Origin of the sequence: Nostoc sp. (assembly GCF_036917315.1) — a bacterium.
GTDB lineage: Bacteria > Cyanobacteriota > Cyanobacteriia > Cyanobacteriales > Nostocaceae > Nostoc.
On record NZ_JBALDR010000051.1, the window covers coordinates 52,801 to 70,484 of the forward strand.

16 protein-coding genes are annotated in these 17,684 nt (G+C 40.1%); 9 read left to right on the forward strand and 7 right to left on the reverse strand.

Annotated elements, in window-relative coordinates:
• Window positions 1–14: 14 nt before the first annotated feature.
• Window positions 15–1,487, reverse strand: coding sequence for a D-alanyl-D-alanine carboxypeptidase/D-alanyl-D-alanine endopeptidase (gene dacB / locus V7K84_RS24650; RefSeq protein ID WP_334841911.1), 1,473 nt, complete (start codon window positions 1,485–1,487; stop codon window positions 15–17).
• Window positions 1,488–1,721: 234 nt separating this feature from the next.
• Here dacB and V7K84_RS24655 point away from each other — a divergent pair, with 234 nt between their 5' ends.
• Together V7K84_RS24655 and V7K84_RS24660 are read left to right on the forward strand one after the other, a co-directional pair.
• A complete protein-coding gene (locus tag V7K84_RS24655; RefSeq protein ID WP_334842134.1) occupies window positions 1,722–2,321 on the forward strand; it encodes a hypothetical protein in 600 nt (199 codons plus the stop codon).
• Window positions 2,322–2,834: 513 nt separating this feature from the next.
• A complete protein-coding gene (locus V7K84_RS24660; RefSeq protein WP_334841913.1) occupies window positions 2,835–4,202 on the forward strand; it encodes a sensor histidine kinase in 1,368 nt (455 codons plus the stop codon).
• Window positions 4,203–4,246: 44 nt separating this feature from the next.
• Here the strand turns inward: V7K84_RS24660 and V7K84_RS24665 are convergent, their stop codons facing one another.
• The 3 genes from V7K84_RS24665 to V7K84_RS24675 all read right to left on the reverse strand — a co-directional run bounded on the left by V7K84_RS24665 (window position 4,247) and on the right by V7K84_RS24675 (window position 7,929).
• Window positions 4,247–4,771 carry a hypothetical protein gene (locus V7K84_RS24665; RefSeq protein ID WP_334841914.1) on the reverse strand — a complete coding sequence of 175 codons (525 nt, stop codon included), beginning with the start codon at window positions 4,769–4,771 and terminating at the stop codon, window positions 4,247–4,249.
• A gap of 8 nt (window positions 4,772–4,779) precedes the next feature.
• Window positions 4,780–6,159, reverse strand: a complete 1,380-nt coding sequence (locus tag V7K84_RS24670; protein ID WP_334841915.1) for an AAA family ATPase — start codon at window positions 6,157–6,159, stop codon at window positions 4,780–4,782.
• 168 nt (window positions 6,160–6,327) lie between these two features.
• Complete coding sequence (locus V7K84_RS24675; protein ID WP_334841916.1) at window positions 6,328–7,929, reverse strand: alkaline phosphatase D family protein; 1,602 nt, start codon at window positions 7,927–7,929, stop codon at window positions 6,328–6,330.
• Window positions 7,930–8,187: 258 nt separating this feature from the next.
• On the opposite strand from V7K84_RS24675, the gene V7K84_RS24680 reads away from it, so the two are divergent.
• Window positions 8,188–9,090, forward strand: coding sequence for an ABC transporter ATP-binding protein (locus V7K84_RS24680; RefSeq protein WP_292819052.1), 903 nt, complete (start codon window positions 8,188–8,190; stop codon window positions 9,088–9,090).
• A 2-nt stretch (window positions 9,091–9,092) separates the two neighbouring features.
• Here the strand turns inward: V7K84_RS24680 and V7K84_RS24685 are convergent, their stop codons facing one another.
• Window positions 9,093–9,773, reverse strand: a complete 681-nt coding sequence (locus V7K84_RS24685) for a tetratricopeptide repeat protein (RefSeq protein WP_334841918.1) — start codon at window positions 9,771–9,773, stop codon at window positions 9,093–9,095.
• 652 nt (window positions 9,774–10,425) lie between these two features.
• Between V7K84_RS24685 and V7K84_RS24690 the strand changes: the two genes are divergently transcribed.
• From V7K84_RS24690 to V7K84_RS24700, 3 genes are all read left to right on the forward strand, one after another.
• Complete coding sequence (locus V7K84_RS24690) at window positions 10,426–10,752, forward strand: YbjQ family protein (RefSeq protein ID WP_104907309.1); 327 nt, start codon at window positions 10,426–10,428, stop codon at window positions 10,750–10,752.
• A gap of 335 nt (window positions 10,753–11,087) precedes the next feature.
• Window positions 11,088–11,720 (forward strand): hypothetical protein, encoded by a 633-nt coding sequence (locus V7K84_RS24695; protein WP_334841920.1) that lies wholly within the window; start codon window positions 11,088–11,090, stop codon window positions 11,718–11,720.
• A 324-nt stretch (window positions 11,721–12,044) separates the two neighbouring features.
• Complete coding sequence (locus tag V7K84_RS24700; protein ID WP_334841922.1) at window positions 12,045–12,380, forward strand: KGG domain-containing protein; 336 nt, start codon at window positions 12,045–12,047, stop codon at window positions 12,378–12,380.
• Window positions 12,381–12,556: 176 nt separating this feature from the next.
• Here V7K84_RS24700 and V7K84_RS24705 read toward each other — a convergent pair whose 3' ends face one another.
• Both V7K84_RS24705 and sufR read right to left on the reverse strand, forming a co-directional pair.
• Window positions 12,557–12,817, reverse strand: coding sequence for a hypothetical protein (locus V7K84_RS24705; RefSeq protein WP_334841924.1), 261 nt, complete (start codon window positions 12,815–12,817; stop codon window positions 12,557–12,559).
• A 66-nt stretch (window positions 12,818–12,883) separates the two neighbouring features.
• The gene (gene sufR / locus V7K84_RS24710; RefSeq protein ID WP_334841926.1) at window positions 12,884–13,567 is read right to left on the reverse strand and encodes an iron-sulfur cluster biosynthesis transcriptional regulator SufR; all 684 of its coding nucleotides are present in this window, start codon (window positions 13,565–13,567) and stop codon (window positions 12,884–12,886) included.
• A gap of 404 nt (window positions 13,568–13,971) precedes the next feature.
• Between sufR and sufB the strand changes: the two genes are divergently transcribed.
• The 3 genes from sufB (at window position 13,972) to sufD (ending at window position 17,675) form a co-directional block, all read left to right on the forward strand.
• Window positions 13,972–15,411, forward strand: coding sequence for a Fe-S cluster assembly protein SufB (gene sufB / locus V7K84_RS24715; protein ID WP_193945658.1), 1,440 nt, complete (start codon window positions 13,972–13,974; stop codon window positions 15,409–15,411).
• A gap of 108 nt (window positions 15,412–15,519) precedes the next feature.
• A complete protein-coding gene (gene sufC, locus V7K84_RS24720) occupies window positions 15,520–16,311 on the forward strand; it encodes a Fe-S cluster assembly ATPase SufC (protein ID WP_334715163.1) in 792 nt (263 codons plus the stop codon).
• Window positions 16,311–17,675, forward strand: a complete 1,365-nt coding sequence (gene sufD, locus V7K84_RS24725) for a Fe-S cluster assembly protein SufD (RefSeq protein WP_334841928.1) — start codon at window positions 16,311–16,313, stop codon at window positions 17,673–17,675. Before sufC ends, sufD begins: the two co-directional genes overlap by 1 nt.
• Window positions 17,676–17,684 lie beyond the last annotated feature (9 nt).

Genomic DNA, 17,684 nt, shown 5'->3' on the forward strand with positions numbered 1-17,684 from the left:
TGAAAAGTATAATATTAACAATGCTGCAACTGTGTTAACAACACAACAACTTCATCAATTGCCTGCCGTATAACTGTTGCAGACTGATTTGACTGATTGACGATAATACTAAAAACTAGCGGCTCATATTTCGGTGCATTCACATATCCAGATAGAGAAACTACACCCGTTAACGTACCTGTTTTTGCTTGCACAATGCCCTCAGCAGGTGTACCTTGAAAGCGGCCTTTCAGAGTTCCACTTTTACCAGCCACGGGTAAAGATGCACGATATATATATGCAGTTGGGGTTTTTGCCATTCCCCGCAGAGTTTGGACAAAAGCTTCTGGTGTCACTAAGTCACGACGTGATAAACCTGAACCATCGACCAAAATGTAATTAGCTGGATCGACCCCCAATTTAGTTAAACTTGCTTTGACAACTTCTAAACCGACATCAGCACTAGTCTGAGTTTTCACTCTGAGTTTTTTCACAGCTAATGCTCTCAGCAATGCTTCAGCATAAAGATTATTACTATTTAAATTAGTTTCTGCTAATAATTCAGCTAAAGGTGGCGACTCTACAAATGCTATTTCCTGTTGATTCACACCACCATTTACTACTAATGTCTGTCCCAAAGTAATTTTTTCTGTTGCTAAAGCAGTACGGAAACGTCGTAAGAAGTAATAATTAGGGTCAACTACAGGCAAATCTATTAAAGATTCTTCAGAATTCGTTGTCAGTTGTCCTTGAATTCGTAATACTGTTCCTGATAATTCGCGGGTGACATTGACGTAGCTCGGTTGATTTTGAGGGACGGTTATTGACTGATTAATTATCCGCCACTGTTTCGCTTCGCCAGGATCGAGCCACAGCACTTGCAAAGATTTACCTACAGCCTGTGGTACAAGTTTGAAGCTAAAAATATTTTTATTCAGAATAAAGCTGCTGACTGGTACACCATCACTTGACTGCACATCTTCCCATTGCCAGGTGGGATTAACAATATCACCTTGAATATAACTATCATCAGCACTCAACTGCTGAATTTGGGTAATCCTTTTCTGTTTTAACTGCTGTGCCAATTTTTGCAGTTCTGTATCACTTAAGCTAGGATCTCCCCTGCCGACAACACGTAAAATACCATTGCCATTCTGATAAATAGAGGTGCGAATCCGAAAATTAGCACCCAATTCCTGCAACGCGGCTGCTGTTGTCAGCAATTTGAGGTTAGACGCAGGAGTAAAATATTTTTGAGCATCTCGACTGTAAAGAGTTTGTCCGGGTGACAGGGATTGTACCAAAATTCCCCAGCGCCCCCGACTAAATAAGGGACGATTGGTTACAGCATCTATAGCTGTTCCCAGTTGGCTAGAGCAAATTGATTTTGTGGTAGTTGTTGGTGCAACTGGAGTTTGCGCTTTTGCAACCCTAGGAGTAAATCCTATTTGGCTAGTCAAAAATATTAACAAAACACCCAATGGTTGATTTAAAGTCTTAAGTCTCACCAATTTTCCTTATCCCAAAGACAGATATTTTTACCTTGCGAATAATTTCTTTCCGGAGAGAGAAGAATTGGCTCAGTAAAGTTACTTAATTAGTATAAGGAAGATGTTCACATGTTTCATACATAGGCGATGTCTACGACGGGCTGCGCCTACGCACAAACATAATTTATGGGACTACAAAATAGAAACCCAAGTCAACCTGCATATACAGAAATACGAAATCGAGGCAATGGTGTGAGTACATTTTTATCTGGTGTAGCTGTATTACTCTCTACTTTGGCTTTGGGATGTAGCGGCTATGTAGCTTATGAAGTTTTTACGTTGCGGCAGACACTAAATGCTACTAGTACAGCTAGTAACACCATTCCCGCTCAAGTCCCAAGTCTGACAGCTACAACTTCTCCACAAGCAACAGCCTCACCATCCCCAGCTAGTGCTACAACATCAGCAATTAGTCCTGGCCAATTTGTGCAGCCTGCTTTTGGTAAAAAGGCAGAAGTTGAGTTACTTTCAGCAAAACGAATTAAAGATCCCGAAACTGGAAACCGTGATGTGGTAAATCTGCAAATGCGGATTCGTCGTCTTGCCACAGACGGAGTTGTTGGTAGCGATATTATCTCGGTGGCTAGTACAACAGCCCGGAATCCTGACACTAGCGTAACCTACAAAGGAGTTGCTCTTAATCGCTCAACAGGAAGCGTTTCTTTGTTCCAAGTACGTCCACAAGCCTCCGCAGATGCTTATATCTGGCTAAGAGTTCCCGATGGTATCAATAATTTGGACATTTTTGTGCCAGATACAGCCGCATTTAAAAATGTACCAATTTCATTTTAGATAGCTAACTGATATTAAATAACTCCCCATCTAGGGGAGCTATTAGTCGTTGATTGTACAAGATAATGCTTTACTTCTCTCAACAGTAGCCTGTAACTGTAAGCAGCAGTTTGAGAGATAACCAAATTTCCAAAACCCTTTTTAATTACTTTCTCTTTTACTCCAAGAGCAATTTTGCTGACTGCCATTGATGCAGTTTTAGTGTTGCTTATGACTGCGGTTGAAGTTCTTTAATAACCATTGGTAAGAGCTTATCCCAAAATAATTTTAAATATTTTAAATAAACAAGAATTCTAAGATCCCAAGTTTAGGGAATAGGTAACAGGGGATTCTAATTAATATCAATTGTCCAGTATAAAAAATAATCGGATGTGCTAACATCATCAGTTTTGCAGCAGAACTGTGATTTTCAGCATTAATTAGGGAAATATAAGTTTGATTAACTTTGCAATTATCGCAATGCTGATTCGGGGTGTTATCAGAAATGTTAACTCAAGGTTAAGGATTTAAAGTATGTTATCTATACATACCATGACGAATGCTAATAATCTGAACTTGCGATTAGAGTCTACTTTACAAGAATTACCACTTTGGTCTGTTTACGTCGAAGCAGATAGTCCAGCAAATGATTTGAATACACTCTTTAAGCAAGAACCTTTACTACCAGGAATTATCCTGGTGAAAAATCATGACTATCTGGGGATGATTTCTCGACAAAGATTTTTTGAACACATGAGTCGTCCCTATAGTTTTCCACTATTTTCTAAACGACCCGCGATTAATCTGATTAACTTTCTTCAGCCAGATGTATGTATCATTTCTGAGGATACGCTGATTGTAGAAGCAAATAAGGTAGCATTGCAGCGAGAACCTCAATTTGTATATGAGCCGATTTTAATAGAAACTCAGGCAGGTAGTTATAAGCTACTCGATTTCCATCATTTACTTTTAGCTTATTCCCAAATTCATATTTTAACATTAGCTCAACTAGAGAAAGTAGAAGAACAATCTAGAATCGCTAAAGTAGGTTTTCGTACCCTTAAGAATAACTATGCGCGATTAATTCAAAATGAAAAAATGGCTGCTTTGGGACAACTCGTTGCTGGCATTGCACACGAAATCAATAACCCTGTAAACTTTATCGCTGGCAACCTAGTTTATGCACTCAACTACACTCAAGATTTACTACAATTAATTAGCCTATACCAACACCATTATCCTGCACCAGTAGCAGAAATTGAAGCTGCGATCGCAGAAATGGAACTAGAATTTTTAACTGCTGATTACCTCAAGCTTCTTGATTCTATGAAGTTTGGTACTGAGCGTATCCAAGAGATAGTTCTTTCATTACGCAATTTCTCTCGCCTCGATGAATCTGATAAAAAGATAGTTGATATTCATGAAGGGATTGATAGTACTTTAATAATATTACAAAGCCGTCTTCTAAATCAAGAAACAGGTCAGATAATTACTATTGATAAAGAATATGGAAATCTCCCTTTAGTAGAATGCTATGCTGGGTTAATAAATCAAGTATTTATGAATATTATATCAAATGCGATTGATGCTATCTTCGAGAGTTTTGAATCAGCTGATTCAACTCCAAAATCACCTTTAATTCGTATTCGTACTGAAGTCACAGACAATCGGCAAGTAGTTATTCACATTGCCGATAATGGTACTGGAATTCCCAAGGATATACAAAAGCGATTATTTGACCCATTCTTCACTACTAAACCCGTCGGTAAAGGTACTGGATTGGGACTATCCATTAGCTATCAAATTGTTGTAGAAAAACATTGTGGTCAACTGCAATGTATATCTAGCGTAAAAGAAGGAACCGAGTTTATTATTACTATTCCTGTCGAACTTAATTCTTGAAAAGTTAGTTAGAAAATATCTATTTTAGGTAAATACTAATCGCTCTAGACTTTTTTGCGAGTACTTCGACGCGTAGGTGCTGGGATAGCTGGTTCATAAGCCTTGAGTCCCCCATCGCCCGTAAAAATTTCTACTTGAAACGTGCTACTGGTTTTGGCGTAATATTCAGCCACAGTCTTAATTGTCGCATCTCCGATAGAAATTTTTCTAGATGCTAGAGTAGGCCATTCAGTAGCCAGTTGTTTCAATTGCTCTGAATTCCAAAGTTCACCCACTTGAGTTTCAAAAACTCCCCAAGGTATAACTCCATCTGCTACTTTCACTAAAATATTACCGAAAGCTTGAGCAATTTCATATCGCTTAGAATTAGCTTGTGCAATATGATTACCAGTTTCTATAATTGTTGCTATTGGTAGTATAAACTTTGCACCTTGTTTTTCTTCTTCCTGAAAACGGGCTTTAACTCTTTTTTTATCCCATTTATCATTATCAGAACCACAAGTCTCTTTACCAGGTACACCTAAGTATACGCAAAGTATTGATGTGTCAATAATCAAAACCTTTCTCATATTTTACTTTATTTATTATCAGAAAGGCTCTTTTCAATTGCACCTTTAGTTGCTAATCTGCCTAAAGTACCCGATGCTAACAAAAGAGGAAGATTTTCAATATCTTCTAAAAGAGTAAGTTTGCTTTCTCCAGTTTCTTTATCGCGGTGTGCAACAACCACAAAAGGAACTATCTCTGGGCCTAAAGCATCGAGTAAAGCTGGGTTATGGGTAGTAATTAAAATATCAATTTTTCTTTTGTTGCCAATCTCTCGCAGTATTCTTACAAGTAATTCTGCACGCGATGGATGAAGACCATTATCTATTTCTTCAATTACTAGTTGGCTACCTTCTGGTCGAGTAAGTAATGCTGTAATAATTGCTATAAAACGGAGAGTTCCATCTGACATAGTTTTAGCATCTATTAGTGTCATCTCTCCAGGTTTCCATTCTTCTTCACAGTAGAGCATTGCATCAGTTTTCAGTCTACCAACTGGCTCTGCAAATACTCTTTTAATATCACCTTCTGGTAAATCTTTGATGTAAGCTGATAGAGTCGATTCGACTTCGGCTTTTTGTTCACCATCCAATGCTGCCAGTACACCAGCAATATTAGAACCATCGCTTTCTAATATGTCAGATAAGCGTGAATAATCACGCATCAGAGAAGGAGCAGGATTTAATATAAAAATACTACTAATCTTCTTAATTAAAATATTTATTAAATTAAGATAATTACCAAGTAAATTAAACTTATTGTCATCTTCATTAATCCCTTCAATCAAATCATTCGTTTGTTTTTTGACATCTTCTATTTTTTCAATAATTACTTCCGCTTTTACTTCATTGATAGTTATATTTTCTTTCAGTATATTAACTCTTTGCAATAAATCTTGGTTGGCATTATTTAACTTACTAAGTGCCAACTTCAAGTTATTCTGCTCCTTTTGCCTTTGTGCAAATAAGTGGTTAACTTCTGAAAAATATGATTTATTGGTTAATAAATTATTATTTATTAACTTTTCATAATTAATTGGTAAATTAGATAATGTTTTTTGCATCTCAAGAGATTCTTGGACAATATGAACATCTGGTTTAGTTTGTACTGTAATACTATAAAAATAATCTGTATTATCATCTTCACCTTGAACTAGTAGTTTTAATATAAATTGAGTTTCTGGTTTAAGAGCAGCCCATTCAACACCGCCTCGAATGGATGAAAGAGTTTTATTTCCTTCTAAAGCTACTTCAATATCCTCACCTCTGACGATTCTTTTGAGCAACTCTAACGCTTCAGCTACATTAGATTTACCACTTGCATTTGTACCAATCACAACAGTCAATGGGTCAAGTGGAAGCTCGGCGTAACGGAAACTTTTCCAATTTTCCAGGATGAGTTGCTTAAGCATGATCAACTCCAAAACTCTAACTATTTAAATTTAGCTCCTATCAGTGGCGATCGCACAAGATTTTTCTCCTTCAACATCCCACCAAAAAACAGCAAAGCCAGCAGACAAAGTAAAAAATTGCGTAATTACTCTATCTAACTGGCTACATCTCACTATGATTTTGGCGATTTATTTTTCTGACGGTAAATCTACACTGTAAACAGTCTTCCCAGCCAAGTTACGCAATGTTACTGTCATTACCTTTGTATTTCCATCAATTTTAACTCCTCCAAAGAATTGCAAACCTTCACTTGGCGGTCGATTTGCTTTTGTACCTGGAGGAAGGCTTTGAAATACTAATTGTGGCCCAAAGGTATTCTCTAATTCGTTTGGCCCAAATGTACCAGAGTTAAGCGGCCCGGCAACGAACTCCCAAAAAGGCTTAAAGTCAGTAAACTTTGCTTTAGCGGGGTCGTAATAGTGAGCTGCTGCGTAATGTACGTCAGCAGTTAACCAAACAACATTCTGAATATTCTTGTTTTTGATAAATCGTAGTAAATCGGCAAGTTCTAATTCTCTTCCTAAAGCTGGGCCATCTCCATTAGCCCAAGCTTCAAAATCAGTGCTACCGTCTTTAACTAGCAGTCCCAAAGGCATATCACTAGCAATCACTTTCCATGTTGCTTTTGATGACAGCAATTGTCTTTTCAACCATTGCACTTGTGTTTTGCTCAAAAAGTCTGTTTTTTTACTTGCTACTGGCTGATTATTGGGAGAGTTTGGCCCCCGGTAGGTGCGCTCATCCAACATGAAAATGTCTAACAATGGCCCATAGTTGAAAGAGCGATAAATTTTCGCTTTATCTGGATTATTGCTTTCATATCCAATAGGCAGATATTCTAAAAATGCTTGTCTTGCCCTTTGAGCTAGTAAATTAACATCCTTAACTGTATAACGGTCATCGTTAAGGATAATTTGCCCAGGATACCAATTGTTTCTGGTTTCGTGGTCGTCCCACTGTGCCAATATGGGAACTTCAGCATTAAAACGCTTGATATTTTTATCCAGCAAATTGTAGATATAGTTACCGCGATATTCTGTGAGAGTTTCTGCTACTTTTGATTTTTCTGGTGTGGTGATATTTTTCCAAATAGTGCCGTCGTCTAAAGTTACTTCTGATTGAATCGGGCCATCGGCATAAATATTGTCGCCAGAATGAATGAAAAAGTCGGGATGAAGTTGGCGCATGGTTTCGTAAATTTTCATCCCACCGAAATCAAGATTAATACCCCATCCTTGACCGGCGGTGTCCCCACCCCAAACAAAGAATATATCTCGTCCAGATTTGGGGGGAGTTCGGAAAGTACCATAAAAAGGAGCGCTACAAGTACGTTGATAATCTAAATCTTGGAAAATCACCCGATAAAATAATTTTTGGTCTGGTGGTAGATTCTTCAGATAAAGTCGTGCTGTAAAGTCGCTATTTTTTAAAGCATTAGGCCCGACAACTCGCTGCACATTGCGAAAAGATTCGCTGGTAGAATATTCTACAATCATTTTGGCGGGGCGATCGCTCCGACTCCAAATCACGATGCTATCGTTAGATATATCTCCGCTAGCTACACCATAAGGTATGCCAGGACGCATTTTATCAGAGGTGATAATTGCAGGTGCTTCGCCAAAAACTGGTGATTTAGCGACAAAATTTGTGGAAATAATTCCACCAGCCGTGATAGCTGAATGTAGCAAAAACTGACGCCGATTTAGCTTCAATGGGTGATGAGATTCCATACTAAATAACAGCAACCTTAAACTAAAGTATTACAGGATAAGTGTTTACCACACTCTGTTATCACAACAAGTAAAGATTGAGTTATCTAAGGGTTAATAAAATATATTTAGTTTGATGTAATCAGAATGGTAGTGTTGATTAAGAACTAGTGTGAGCAAATTTATTCATGACCGAACAGAAAAGGATACAGAGCAACTAAATTTATTTATGAGTTGGTTAATTTTTAATTTTTAATTTTTAATTCGGAGCGAAGCGACGTGACTGCTGCTGTCTTTCTAGAAAATGTCTACAAGTTTTACAACAATGTACCTGTAGTCAACGACCTGTCATTCCAAATTGAAGCGGGGGAGATATTTGCTCTACTTGGCCCGAACGGTGCTGGTAAATCAACCACAATTCGGATGCTGACTACACTCACGAAACCGTCCCAAGGACGCATAGAAGTAGGTGGATATGATGTGATGCGCCAAGCAACGTTGGCAAAACAGAGTATTGGCGTTGTCTTGCAACAAGTCAGTGTGGATAACGATTTAACCGTCTGGGAAAATATGGAACTGCACGGGAGGCTACATCACATTAGCAACCCGCAGCGACAAAAATTGATTAATCAATGGCTAGAGTATGTTGAGCTAGCAGAAAAACGTGATGATTTGGTAAAAACCCTGTCTGGGGGTATGAAACGACGGTTGCAGATTGCGAGAGCCTTATTGCATCAACCGCAAATTTTGTTTTTAGATGAACCAACGGTAGGACTAGACCCCCAGACCAGGCGACGCCTCTGGGAAATTATTCGGGATTTGAATAAACAAGGGATGACGATGCTACTGACGACCCACTATATGGATGAGGTCGAATTTTTGTGCGATGCCTTTGGTTCTACCAAGCCAGGACGCATCGGTATTATGGATAGCGGTAAGCTGATTTCTTTAGGAACTTTACAACAGCTGCGTTCTGCTCACGGTGAAGGTTTGGTGATGAAACAATTAGGTGTATCTAATGTGGGAAGTGATGGCGCTCGTAATTGGGAATATCTGTTTTTCCCATCCTTGGAAGCAGCAAATATCTACTTGAATGAACAGCCCGATAAAACCGGAATGATGGTGCGTCCCTCTAATCTGGAAGATATTTTTGTGGAATTAACGGGACGCCAGTTAGATTAACCTCATCCTCCTAACTGCCGTAGCATGGCTTCTACCCTTTCTACGCCATCTGAATCATTGCGCCGCTTGTACAAGTCACGGGCTTTCTGAAGCAAGCTGTTTGCTTGTTTGGCTTGTCGTCGCTGTTTATACATCGAACCCATCAACTCATAAGTCTGGGCGTTGTTTTTATCCAAGTCGATTGCTTGTTGGTATGCCCAGGTAGCAGCATTATAGTCTCCCATACGCGATTGGGTTACAGCCAATCCTAAATAGGCGTTGACGTTGTTACGGTTCAGCTGTATGGCACGACGATAACCTTCTTTTGCCCCACGCGTGTCGCCCAAATTGGCTTTGATGTAACCCACAGCGTAGTAAAAATCACTATTGTTAGGACTGATACCGATCGCTTTACGATAAGCTGCTAATGCTGCCTGGTAATTTCCCTGTTGAGCGTATAAATACCCAATACCTGAATGGATTTTAGCATTCTTGGGGTCTATACTAGCTGCTTGCTGATAAACAGCGATCGCACCACCATAATCCCCGCCATTCACTAACCTTCGTCCTTCCTCCAGTAATTGCTTTAACTCTGGGTTTTTGGCCTGCGCCACTAATACTTGAGCTTGAGCTACTGAAGGTATGGTGAAAGTAAAACATCCTAGTAACACCACACTAAACACGAATGATGTTGGTTTGTACACAGTAAATTTCCTGAAATTTTAGAGGACTTTTTTCTTGTACATTAAAACAAAAATATGGACTTTTGAAAACTGTATTTCTTCGTATTGATTCAGATGTTAATAGTTCATTTTCTTTTCCTTTACATTTAGCACTACATAACAGAGTTTTTACTGAAGGATGAAGTGTCAGCGATCGAGCAGCAGGTAAAAGTACGCTACATATAAACCAGTACTATAGCAAAACGACACATTTTTAAATCAGTAGTTATACGTGTTAGCGAGAAAAACTCAACAGGCATTTGACTTAATCTTAGATTCTGATGCACCAAGCTTATAGGCTTTGACATTTATTGTTATTTTTATTTCATTTCAGAGTTTGCTGACTCTGTATCCAATTTTTCTGACATTGTTAATACTTGATACTACCCTTTTAGAACTTATCATCTAGGCATTTACATCCTTTTTTGGTCATTCAAAGATAAGATAAATTTAAACTGTAAAATGTTGCATAAATCTGTTTAGGACAACACTAAATCCCAAAGCGCAATCTCAAATTGTGTGAGAGGATGTTTATCAAACCTGTATTCTGTAATAATAGTTACAATTATTAAAATATTTATCCAAATACTTTAATAATAAATATCAAGATATATCCCATATAGGAGGCTAATTTATGATTATAACTACCACTGATGTAATTCAAGGAGCCGTGATTGAGTCATATTTAGGCGTTGTGACAGCAGAAGTAGTCTACGGCAGCAATTTCTTGCGAGATTTTTTGGCTGGGATTCGAGATATTATCGGTGGACGCACTGCTAGTTATGAGCGTCTATTTGAGCAGGGTCAACGCAAGGCACTAGAAGAATTAGAACAACGCGCACAACGTTTAGGAGCAAATGCTGTCATTGGGATTGAAATTGATACTGGCACAATAAATCTTGACCAATCAGGAGTGCTTTTGCTGATTACTGCCACAGGTACTGCTGTGAGGATGCGTTAGTGTTTGATGATTTTTAGTTTTGACAATCATTACAAAGTTTTAATTAGATTAAGTCTAATGGCATACATCGTTAAAGCTGGTTTTTGATAGCTATCTAATAGTTAGATTTTAAGTTAAGAGTTTTTAGATGGAAGTTTTAGAAAAAATACATAAATAAACACTAAATTATATTAAAAATTGTTAAATAAAGTTTGTTTTTTCTGGCTAAAGATAGACCTATTAAATCTTTCTATCGATAGAGATTAAAACAGAACATTTAGTTATTTAATTTGAAGCATAAAGATGAATATACCTGAGCAAGAACTTTGCTGAAACAGCACTGGAGAACATAAGCGATGTCATACGTAAATCGGACAGGCAATGACGTTATATCTACTGATACTGTGGCAACAGGTCGAGTAGCCGAATATCACGACCGCGTTCGCTGGGGGCCAATTATTGCTGGTTTGTTGGTTTCTTTGGCTACACAATTAATTTTGAGTTCTATCATTGCTGCGGTTGCAGCAGGCACAGTTGAAAGTTCAGGTGCGCCCAGAACAATTGCTCCTAACGCTGCGGGTAATGCGGGGCTTTGGTCAACTATCGCTTTACTAATTTCCCTATTTACTGGTGGTTGGGTTACAGCCCGTGCTTGTGGGCCGATGAACCGCAATACAGCTCTTCTGAACGGCGCAATTCTTTGGGCAACGACTTTGGCAGTTAGCTCATGGCTTTTAGCAAGTGGAGTATCTGGTGCTTTTGGTGTTGCTGCTTCTAACGCAGGAGAAGTCATAAACCAAGTACAACAGCAAGGTGGTGTTAATGTACCACAAGCAAACATAAGTGCCCAACAAGCTCGTGAAACGGCAGCTAATATACGTTCGGGATTGTGGTGGTTTGTGTTTGGTTCTTTGTTGGGTTTAATAGCCTCCATGATTGGAGCCGTAACTGGCGCTCGTAGTCCTCGGACTAACACTTACAATGCTTAAATAATTGTTTGACAAATAAAATGTTATTTATTTTCAAATAAAAGCACCTTGAAAAAGGTGCTTTTTATTTATTATTTAATTTAAGGTTGGCGTTTCTAGTGTCCGATTAATTCTTATATCGTAAAATTACTCTTTACTGATACCTTTAGTTGTATATCCAAAGTTAAGTATCAGTATCGAATGTTTATTTCCAAAGAGTCATGAATATCCAATATTTGATTAGCTAATTTAAAAAGGTCAATTAATTGATGAAATAGAAAACCTAGGCCAGGTTTTCGCTTGCCAAAAAAGGAAAAAATTTAGTTACTTACAAGGAGTACTATCATGGCAGACACAAGCCAACGTGGTTTTGCTTCAATGGATGATGACAAGCAGCGCGAAATAGCAAGCAAGGGCGGACAAGCTGCCCATGAGAAGGGTACCGCTCACGAGTTTACATCTGAAGAAGCTCGTGAGGCTGGACACAAAGGTGGTGAAGCTGTAAGTCAGGATAGAGAACACATGGCTGAAATCGGTCGTGAGGGAGGCAAGAGTTCTCACAGCGGCGGTCGGAATCAAGATAGTGATGATGGCAATAGTGAAGAGAAGGGTACGGGTACTCAAGGAGGTACACGAGAACAACATGCTGAGGCAGGCCGGCAAAGTCACAAAAATAAATAGACTCATCGTCGGTACTTAAAAGGTTCTCGCTCCAATATTGGACTTTAGGCAAAATTGTCAACATATCTTATCTGTGAATATCGCGCTTCTAAGAAACATTTCTGTTCTTTAAAAGCGCGATATTTTGTATAGTTATTTTTTCTAAATAAATGTAACGAAAACTTGACTACCGCAGATCACCATTTCAGATATGAACCTTCAATTCCCTGCTCACGACGAATTTTTCCATCTTTTTCAAACCAGGCAATTACTTGCTGCGCTGTCAAATCTTCAATAGCAACACCGTACTCTTGGGCAATATGCTTCAAAAGCTTCAGTGATGAAATTGTCAATCTTGTTAAAAACTTTTCTGGGGAAGACAACAACGCCGCATCTACTTTTGCTGACTCTTCCAGGGTTAAAAATTGTGCTGATGGTTGCTGTGGTGGTACATCCATAAATGAAAAAATGAAATGCTATCTCAAAGTTTGTTGGGTATTGGGCATTAAAAAAAGGACAAATAACTAATGACGAACTTGTACTAAATAGCCACAACGGTGTTCGCCATCAATAATCCAGTGGGTGCGTTCTACGGTACAATCAGGTAAGACGGCTGCAAACATTTCTAATTCGTGACCACAGATGCTGGGGAAAGATTCGGCAACGTTAGAAATTGCACAGTTATGCTCCATTAAGATAAAGCGATCGCTCTCAAAGCAGTCATTCACATCAACTGGGTGATACTCTGCCATGAACCCTTCCGCTTTTCTCAACTCGACTAAGTTGGCTACACGTTCTCGCAGTGAACCGTTACCGACGCGATCGCGGTATTCTTTAGCTTTACGCTGCCACTGTTTCTCTAAAATCGATTTAAATTGATCGTGTCCTACCGTTTCGGCTAAGGTGTCTAGCAACGAAACCGCAAAATTTCCGCTTGCATCACCAAAGCGATCGCTCATTGTTCGATGCAAGCGATCGCGTCCTTGACGACTCAGTTGATAAAGATGCTGCGGCCGCCCCATCCCCGCCGCCTGCACTGATGTTGAATACAAAACTAGCTCCTCCGTCTCCAAATCTTTGAGATGGCGACGGATAGCTTGAGGGGTAACGTCTAAAACTTCAGCTAGCTCCAAAGCCGTTGCTTTTTCGTGTTTGTGCAGATATTCTAGGATATCTTGCTTGGTTGAGGACTGGTGGGTAGTCGCCATCTTCATGTGGTGCGAGACGTTCAGCGAACGCCCCAAAAATTAATTTCTTGGAAAATTTGACCGTACCGATTTTGGATTTTGGATTTTGGATTAAAAAAGTTTTCTCGTATATGCCCCGCTACGCTATCGTCAATCTAAAATCCTTGAGCCAAGCACCTTTGTGGTCTCTTTCAAACCAAAATTGCAAATCTAAAATCCAAAATTGTTTGACTTTGACAACATTGTTGTTGTTAATTTAGCGTAAAATGAAGATAGATTAAACAACATAGCTGTTGTTTTACTCTCCACCACTATTCTAGCAGCCGTGTAACCATTCCGTAACGGTAGATGGGAATCGGCTAAAGAAACCCCGTCTCCCATCCTTATAGAGAGATTCAAGTTCCGAACACGAGAGATTATTACTGATGAGTGCCACTGTCAAAACCTTAGTCAACCAACCCTACAAGTACGGCTTTGTCACAGACATTGAGTCCGACACCATACCGCGTGGACTAGACGAGGACGTTATCCGCTTGATCTCCTCTAAGAAGAACGAGCCGCAGTTCATGCTGGACTTTCGCCTCAGAGCTTATCGCCAGTGGCAAAAAATGACGGAACCAACTTGGCCGAATGTCAAGTATCCGCCAATAAATTATCAGGATATCATTTACTACTCAGCGCCAAAACGCAAGAAAGAAAAACTAAACAGCTTGGATGAAGTTGATCCAACCCTTTTAGAAACCTTTGAGAAATTAGGCATTTCTCTATCTGAACAGAAACGGCTGGCAAATGTCGCCGTTGATGCAATTTTCGATAGCGTTTCTGTCGCCACTACATTTAAAGAAAAGCTAGCGGAAGACGGCGTTATTTTCTGTTCGTTTTCGGAAGCGTTGCAAGAACACCCAGAACTAATCAAAAAATATTTGGGTAGCGTTGTTCCTATAGCTGACAATTATTTTGCCGCCTTGAACGCCGCCGTATTTAGCGATGGTTCTTTTGTCTATATTCCTAAAGGCGTGAAATGCCCAATGGAACTGTCTACCTACTTCCGCATCAACTCTGGTGACACGGGACAATTTGAGCGGACTTTGATTGTCGCCGAAGAAGGTAGTTATGTTTCCTACCTCGAAGGTTGCACCGCACCGATGTATGACAGCAACCAATTGCACGCCGCAGTTGTGGAACTTGTCGCCCTCGACAACGCCGAAATTAAATACTCTACTGTGCAAAACTGGTACGCTGGCGATGCCAATGGTAAAGGTGGTATTTATAACTTTGTCACCAAGCGCGGTTTGTGTCAGGGCGTAAATTCCAAGATTTCCTGGACTCAAGTAGAAACAGGTTCAGCAATTACTTGGAAATATCCTAGCTGTGTGTTGGTGGGTGATAACTCTGTGGGTGAGTTTTACTCGGTGGCGCTGACAAATCATCAGCAGCAAGCTGATACGGGTAGTAAGATGATTCACGTAGGTAAGAATACCCGCAGTACAATTATTTCTAAAGGAATCTCCGCAGGTAATTCTAGTAATAGCTACCGGGGTTTGGTGAAAGTTAACCCGACGGCAAAAGGGGCGAGAAATTATTCTCAGTGTGACTCAATGCTGATTGGGGATAATGCCCATGCCAACACTTTCCCTTATATTCAGGTGCAAAATAACGGTGCGAAGGTGGAGCATGAAGCTTCTACTTCTAAGATTGGGGAAGATCAGTTATTTTACTTTGCTCAACGGGGTATTTCTTCAGAAGATGCTATTTCGATGATGATTAGCGGCTTCTGTAAGGATGTTTTCAATCAGCTACCGATGGAGTTTGCTGTGGAAGCTGATAAGTTGTTGAGTTTGAAGTTAGAAGGCAGTGTTGGATAAATGGAAGCGAGGATAAACACAGGGACATCGGCGTTGTGTGTTTATCTTTTGGAAGAATGACGAACCGCAAAGGGCGCAAAGAGCGCAAAGAAAGAGAAGGGAGAGAAGATGATTATTGAAAATAGTGAAGTTGTGCTGTCGGTACGGAATCTGACGGCTAATGTTGATGGGACACCGATTTTGAAAGGTGTGAATCTGGAGGTGCGATCGGGTGAAATTCATGCGATCATGGGGCCGAATGGTTCTGGTAAGAGTACCTTTTCTAAGGTGTTGGCTGGGCATCCGGCGTATGAGGTGACTGGCGGTGAGGTGATTTTCCAGGGGCAAAATTTGTTGGAGTTGGAGCCGGAGGAACGCGCCAGAAGTGGTGTATTTTTGGCGTTCCAGTATCCGTTAGAAATTCCGGGTGTGAGCAATTTGGATTTCTTGCGGGTGGCGTACAATTCCCGGCGGAAGGCGCAAGGTTTAGAGGAAATAGACGCTTTTGATTTTGACGATTTGATTGAGGAAAAGCTGGATGTTGTGAAGATGAATCCCAGTTTTCTCAGTCGGAGTTTGAATGAAGGGTTTTCTGGTGGTGAGAAAAAGCGAAATGAAATTCTGCAAATGGCGTTGCTGGAACCAAAGTTAGGAATTTTGGATGAAACTGATTCGGGTTTGGATATTGACGCGCTCCGAATTGTGGCGAATGGTGTAAATCAACTGGCAAGTCCAGACAATTCGACAATTTTGATTACTCACTATCAAAGATTACTCGATTATATTGTGCCTGATTTTGTGCATGTAATGGCACAAGGGCAGATTATTACGAGTGGTGGTAAAGAACTGGCGCTGGAATTAGAGTCTCGCGGTTATGACTGGGTACTAGAAGAATTTGCGGCTGCTGAGGTGGGTGTGTAATGAATATTCAAGTATCTCCTAGTCCAATACCTAATTCAAATGCAGTCAGTTTGACATCGATGTTAGATAGAGATGATTATCTGACTGGGTTGTTAAATCAAGTAACGGCAACTAAAACAGAAGGTTGGTTGCAGGAATTACGCCAAAGTGCTGCTAATTGGGTACGCCACTCGACTATTCCCACCACCCGCGAGGAAGAATGGCGGTTTACTGATTTGTCGTCTTTGCGAAAGGTGCAATTTAATAATGTAGATGCGGGAAATTTTGCGTCTCTAGAATTTGATATTTTGCAAGAGGCGGCTAATAGTCGTTTGGTATTTGTTAATGGCGTTTTTGCGCCGGAGTTATCCGCAGTTACAGATTTACCATCTGGAATTGTGGTGAGTAATTTGGCTGGTTTGTCTGTGATTGAGCAGCAAGCTGTACAGCAATATTTAGCTCAAGCTGAGGGAGCGCAAGAAGTTTTTACTGCTCTCAATACGGCTGGGATAACTGATGCAGCTGTGGTGTGGGTGAAGAAGAATGTGGTAGTTGAAACGCCAATTCATTTGGTGTTTATTTCGGTTGCGGGGAAAACGGCGACGATTTCGCAGCCGCGTTGTTTGGTGGTAGCGGAAAGTGGTTCGCAGGTGACGTTGGTTGAGGAGTATACGAACCGCAGAGGCGCAGAGGAAGGAGTTTACTTAACTAACGCGGTTACGGAAGTTTGGGTTGGTGACAATGCGGAAGTTAGTCACATTAGGGTTGAGCAAGAAGGTGCAGAGGCTTTTCATATTGGGAAAACTGCGATCGCACAAGCTCGTGATAGTCGATATACTTGTCATGCGATAACTTTAGGTGCGAAGTTGTCACGGCACAATTTGGAGATTTTGCAAACTGGTGAGCAGACACAAACTACTCTCAACGGTTTGACGATAATTTCTGGTAAGCAGTTGTCTGATACTCACAGTGCGATCGCACTCAACTATCCCCACGGTACAAGTGACCAATTGCATAAATGTATTGTAGGCGATCGCGCTCATGCGGTGTTCAATGGTAAAGTTTTTGTACCCAAACTAGCGCAGTTAACAAATGCATCCCAGTTGAATCGCAATTTGCTGCTATCGTCTAAAGCCAGAGTTGATACCAAACCCCAATTGGAAATTACTGCCGATAATGTCAAATGCGCTCACGGTGCTACTGTTAGCCAATTAGAAGATGACGAAATATTCTATCTGCAAAGTCGGGGAATTGATGAAAACGATGCTCGGAAGTTGTTAATTAACGCCTTCGCTGCTGAAGTTATCAACCAAATACCAATTCCCTCTCTGCGAGAAATCCTTTTAAACACAGTGAATAATCTCAAGTCCCTGACTAATGAGTAATAACTAATC

What these genes read in the sequence shown, in the direction of transcription:
- V7K84_RS24695 (WP_334841920.1), top strand. Translation starts at nt 11,088, where the DNA reads ATGTCATACGTAAATCGGACAGGCAATGACGTTATATCTACTGATACT.
- sufR (WP_334841926.1), bottom strand. Translation starts at nt 13,567, where the DNA reads ATGGCGACTACCCACCAGTCCTCAACCAAGCAAGATATCCTAGAATAT.
- V7K84_RS24670 (WP_334841915.1), bottom strand. Translation starts at nt 6,159, where the DNA reads ATGCTTAAGCAACTCATCCTGGAAAATTGGAAAAGTTTCCGTTACGCC.
- V7K84_RS24675 (WP_334841916.1), bottom strand. Translation starts at nt 7,929, where the DNA reads ATGGAATCTCATCACCCATTGAAGCTAAATCGGCGTCAGTTTTTGCTA.
- V7K84_RS24700 (WP_334841922.1), top strand. Translation starts at nt 12,045, where the DNA reads ATGGCAGACACAAGCCAACGTGGTTTTGCTTCAATGGATGATGACAAG.
- sufB (WP_193945658.1), top strand. Translation starts at nt 13,972, where the DNA reads ATGAGTGCCACTGTCAAAACCTTAGTCAACCAACCCTACAAGTACGGC.
- V7K84_RS24690 (WP_104907309.1), top strand. Translation starts at nt 10,426, where the DNA reads ATGATTATAACTACCACTGATGTAATTCAAGGAGCCGTGATTGAGTCA.
- V7K84_RS24705 (WP_334841924.1), bottom strand. Translation starts at nt 12,817, where the DNA reads ATGGATGTACCACCACAGCAACCATCAGCACAATTTTTAACCCTGGAA.
- V7K84_RS24660 (WP_334841913.1), top strand. Translation starts at nt 2,835, where the DNA reads ATGTTATCTATACATACCATGACGAATGCTAATAATCTGAACTTGCGA.
- sufD (WP_334841928.1), top strand. Translation starts at nt 16,311, where the DNA reads ATGAATATTCAAGTATCTCCTAGTCCAATACCTAATTCAAATGCAGTC.
- sufC (WP_334715163.1), top strand. Translation starts at nt 15,520, where the DNA reads ATGATTATTGAAAATAGTGAAGTTGTGCTGTCGGTACGGAATCTGACG.
- V7K84_RS24665 (WP_334841914.1), bottom strand. Translation starts at nt 4,771, where the DNA reads ATGAGAAAGGTTTTGATTATTGACACATCAATACTTTGCGTATACTTA.